Source organism: Roseiarcus sp. (assembly GCF_052145395.1).
Taxonomy (GTDB): domain Bacteria; phylum Pseudomonadota; class Alphaproteobacteria; order Rhizobiales; family Beijerinckiaceae; genus Roseiarcus.
Genome location: NZ_JBKQOT010000207.1, coordinates 1 through 2711, shown reverse-complemented (window position 1 = coordinate 2711; position 2711 = coordinate 1). Strand labels below are relative to the sequence as shown.

At 63.5% G+C, this 2711-nt stretch carries 4 protein-coding genes; 1 reads left to right on the top strand and 3 read right to left on the bottom strand.

Features of this window, described 5'->3' with window-relative positions; genetic code table 11:
• Together ACLP25_RS07080 and ACLP25_RS07075 are read right to left on the bottom strand one after the other, a co-directional pair.
• On the bottom strand, positions 1-537 hold a 537-nt coding region (locus ACLP25_RS07080), incomplete at its 3' end, for a recombinase family protein (protein WP_442468510.1).
• A complete protein-coding gene (locus ACLP25_RS07075; RefSeq protein ID WP_442468509.1) occupies positions 524-712 on the bottom strand; it encodes a hypothetical protein in 189 nt (62 codons plus the stop codon). The genes ACLP25_RS07080 and ACLP25_RS07075, both read right to left, overlap by 14 nt.
• On the opposite strand from ACLP25_RS07075, the gene ACLP25_RS07070 reads away from it, so the two are divergent.
• Positions 711-1148: a hypothetical protein gene (locus ACLP25_RS07070; RefSeq protein WP_442468508.1), complete on the top strand. Its 438-nt coding sequence runs from the start codon at positions 711-713 to the stop codon at positions 1146-1148. The two genes, ACLP25_RS07075 and ACLP25_RS07070, sit on opposite strands and share 2 nt — an antisense overlap.
• On the opposite strand, the gene ACLP25_RS07065 is transcribed toward ACLP25_RS07070, so the two are convergent.
• Positions 1098-2711, bottom strand: a 1614-nt coding sequence (locus tag ACLP25_RS07065) for a recombinase family protein (protein ID WP_442468507.1), incomplete at its 5' end; no start/stop codon positions are given. The two genes, ACLP25_RS07070 and ACLP25_RS07065, sit on opposite strands and share 51 nt — an antisense overlap.

Genomic DNA, 2711 nt, shown 5'->3' with positions numbered 1-2711 from the left:
CTCGCGATGCCAGATGTAACCGATCGGCACGCTGATCCGCAGCTCACCACGCCGGGCTTTTGCTCGGGCGGCATCGAGCATGCGGGCGCGCAGCACGCCAAGCTCGAACTCGCTGATGCTGCCCTTCATGCCGAGCAGGAGCCGATCGTTCGGCCGGCAGGGATCGTAGACGCCGTCCAGATCGATCACTCGGGCCTCGACCAGGCCGCATAGCTCGAGCAGATGATGCCAGTCGCGGCCATTCCGAGCGAGCCGGGAGGCGTCGAAGCACAACACGGCCCCCACTTCCCCGGCGCATAGCCATGCGACCAGCCGCTCGAACCCAGGCCGCGCCACCATTCCGCTGGCGGAGCGGCCGAGGTCGTCGTCGATCACCTCCACTTCACGGAAGCCTCGGCGCCGAGCGACGTCGACGAGCTCGTACTGGCGCCGCTGGCTCTCGAGATTGGTCTGAACCTGGGCGTGGGTGGACTGGCGAACGTAGACGACCGCCTTGCGCTTCAGCACCGCGGGGGGAAGAAGGTCAGCGCTCGTCATCGTCGCGCTCCTCCGCCGCCACGCCGGCCGCCTCCGACAGCAGTCGGGCCAGCCGGGCGAGCGCCGTCCGGCGGTCCGACGAGCTGATCCCCCGGAGTCTTTCGGAATCGAGCGGAATGCTGAGCTGTCGCGGGTCTACGGATGGCGGCGTCGGTGACGGCTGGCGTCTCATCATGCTCCTCCTGGACGATGGTGGAATCGCCAGAGGAGTTTCGTCTGAAACCGCGCTCGATCAGCAGGTGATGAAGGTCAGCCAGCGCCGATACGCACAGGCGCGGCGTGCCGAACGTCATTACGGCGCACGCCGCCGGATCGAGTATCCACGCCGCCACCACCATGACCACGCCGGGCGCCACCTCGACGTGGACGAACTCACCGCTGGCGCGCCGCTCCGTGTATTGGCGGCGAACACGCCGCCCATGAAACGCGTGCCATCGGTAACAAACTTCGACTTCCTGCCCGACATGGGCAGAATGACCGCGCAATGGCCGTCGGGCGCCGGAACTGGACCTTCGCCGGCTCGGACGAAGGGGCTTCATACTGCTCATCTCGTCATCCCCTTAAATCTCAAAGAGATTTTTTTGGTAATAGTCAGACGGCGGCCGTCGTGACCGCCGAGCGTTCGCTTCGCGCCGAACGGTCTCGCGCGCCAGTTCGGCATGCGGGATTATCCAGGGCGCGCCCTTGCACGGCTGGCTCGCGGAAAGCGCTTTTTCGGCGATCAATCGACGCACGGTTGAGGTGCTGACGTCGAGGATCGCGGCGGCTTCGTTGATTGTAGCCTCGCCGCGTTCAGCCCGTTCTCCGGGGCGATGAATTGCGATGTCATTGTTATGGCGCAGAGAGCAGACGCTGCCGCGGGTCCAGCTATGGCCATGGGTCGTCGTTTTTCCTGATCGATTGAGCACCATGGCGATCGCCTGATCGGGCATGTGACGGGCCAAGGCGCGCACGAGGTCGACGATATCCGCGTCGGTAACCCATCGCGTGTGGCCGAACTTGTTCTTCTTCACGCCGAGGCGCGTGTGATCTCCTCCTTGCCAATGAATGACAAGCTCGGGGCTGTCGCCGACGACGTCGACGACAATCTCGGAGATGACCATGCGGATAATCTTCTTGCGCGTATCGGCCGTAGCGCCCGGGCTGTCCCAAGCTTGCGTTAGATCGCGGCCCAACATCAGGAGACGATCTCGATCAGCGACGGTGAGCGCCTCTACCTGTTCGGCGCCGAGTTGATCGAGTTCGGCTTCGAGATTGCGCACCACGACCAGCCGCTCGTTCCAACGTCGCTCCAATTCGCCAGCTACGAGCCGATTGTCCGGATCGGCCGCATCGTACTGACGCTGAGCCCGGGCCGCTTCATAGCGGGCTTGCTGAAGCGCGAATTCGAGCTGTCCTTGCTTCTCCGAGCGCCTATGACTCCGAGCGTCAATCGCCCCCAAGGCCGCCTCCACGCCCAGGGGTTGGAGGCGGTCGAGCACCTCCTTGGCGACCATGCGGTCGGCGCGCATTCCGCTGAAGCTGATGCAACGGGCCGCTGCTAAGTGAGAGAATGCGCCGACGCATTGATAGCGTCCGGCCCCATCGCTGTAGCGGACACGAAGCTTTCGTCCGCACCGTGCGCAGCGAAAGAGACCGACCAGCAGCGCTTCGCCACGGCGAATGGCGCCTCGGCTCATGAACCGCTTTCCGTTGGCGTTGTCGGCAATCAGGGTCTGATTCCTCTCGAAGTCGGTCCAGGAAATATAGCTCTCGTGGTGATCGGGGATCAAAATGCTCCAACTTCTCCAGTCGCGTTGCATATTGCGCAGGACGTGCTTTCGCCCATTCTCGATGACGACGCGCATCGTTCGACGCCCGAAGGCGTAGGCTCCGGCGTAGACCGGGTTGGTCAGAATATGATGCACGGTCGAGTACACCGGCACTTTCCAGACGATCCGTTCGGCCGCCTCGCCAACCGTCAAGACTGGCAACGGAATCTTCTCTTGCCTGAACCACACGAGCACTTGCCGGATTGATTGGAGTTCCGCGTACCTGCGGAACACCAGGCCGATGGCTTCCTGGACGCGCCGATCGGGATCCTTTTCGATCAGATCGCGCCCGGTCTTCACGTAGCCCACGGCAACGGTCAGGAAGAGTTCGCCTCGGCGCGCCTTCTGTTTCATCGCTTCGAT